Origin of the sequence: Erythrobacter sp. WG, from assembly GCF_026586795.1 — a bacterium.
Lineage (GTDB): Bacteria > Pseudomonadota > Alphaproteobacteria > Sphingomonadales > Sphingomonadaceae > Erythrobacter.
The window spans coordinates 1-1,350 of the sequence record NZ_JAPFGY010000057.1 but is presented as its reverse complement, the minus strand read 5'-3'; the positions used below and the strand labels follow the sequence as shown (position 1 = coordinate 1,350).

The 1,350-nt window shown below is 77.3% G+C and carries 1 protein-coding gene and 1 pseudogene; both read left to right on the top strand.

Annotated elements, in window-relative coordinates:
- Positions 1-228: hypothetical protein (locus OPU67_RS16310; RefSeq protein ID WP_267621535.1), on the top strand; the 228-nt coding region annotated here is incomplete at its 5' end.
- A 22-nt stretch (positions 229-250) separates the two neighbouring features.
- A pseudogene (locus tag OPU67_RS16305) lies at positions 251-1,350 on the top strand (hypothetical protein); the annotation flags it as partial.

Genomic DNA, 1,350 nt, shown 5'->3' with positions numbered 1-1,350 from the left:
GCCTTCACCGCGGGGCTCGCCCAGCTCGCCGCGCAGGCCGGCGACAGCGCGCGTGACGCCCGCCGCCAGAGCGCTTGGGCGCGCGAGACGCTGGCGCAGGCCGAAGCCCGCGCCCGCCGTCTCGCCGAGCTGACCGCCGAGGCGCGCAGCGCGCTCGCCGCAGCGCGCGCGCGGCGCGAGGCGGCCCGTGCCATGCCGCTGGCACGCAAGTTGCAGAGCCAGCGATGATGCCAAGCCAGAGGATGCGCCGATGATCCCCCTGCTGCCCGATTCGAGCCTGTCGCCCGCCCTTCCTGCCGCAACCGGCCCCGCATTGCCTGCACCCGCCGGCGAGGGAACCGGGAACGTCTTTGCCGACCTGCTCGACGTGGCGCTGCCGGCGGCGGTGCCTGCCCCGCAAGAGGCGGCTGCGATCGGCCTGCCGCCACGACCGCCGCAGGATCGGAGGGAGGCGAGTTCCGCCGCCTTGCCCGAGCTTGCGTCGGACGGCGGCGCAAACGACGCTTCGCTCCCGGTCGGGCAGGTCGCCGCGCCGCTGCGCGCCGCCGGGCCGCTGTCCGGCAAGAAGCTGCCGCAAGCGGGCGCGCTCTTGCCGCCGGCTGCCGTGCTGCCGGAGGCTGTCGGTGAGGCCAGCCTCGACGGATCGGGGAGGGCCGCCGTGCCCCCACCCCCGACGCAGGAGCAATCCGCCGGCTCGCCGATGCCGGAGGCATGGGCAGATCCCGCCCCGGCCATGGACGTGCCGGTCGCGGCGGTGTCGCTGCCGGACGTCGCGGGCAAGCCCGAGCAGCCCTCGTGGCGCCCTGTCACGGCGGTGCGGCGCAAGGCACTGGACGGGCCATCCCGACCGCTGCTGCCTGTCACTGCCACCGCGCTGCCCGTGACGCCTTCGGCATCGGTTCCGGCCCCTGCCCGCGCCGTCGCTGCGGAGCCCGGGCTGGAGGGGGATCGGGCGCCCGACGCGCTCGGGATGCCGCTTCCGCCGGCGCCGGGACCTTTGGCAGTGACCCCCGCGCCCGCCGCCGCGTCGGACGTTTCGGGCGCAGCACCGGCACGTCCTGCGATTCCGCCTGCCGCGCTGCCCCTTGCGGATGCCGGCACCGCGCGTGACGGTGTGGGAGCGCCTGAACCGCTCCGCTTTGCAGCCGCGCCCGGCGGTCCGGCAGAGCCCGGCCCTGCGCCACAAGGAGCAGCGGCGACGGTCCCGCCCGATGCGGTGTCGCTCGCCGCAGCCGGGCCCGCACTGGCCGCGCCGTCCGCGCGCCGGGCTGCGGTGCTCCCGCTCGCAGAGCCCTCGGGTGCCGCCATTCCGCCTCCGGCCGCCGCGATTCTCGCGGCGCTGCCGGAGAC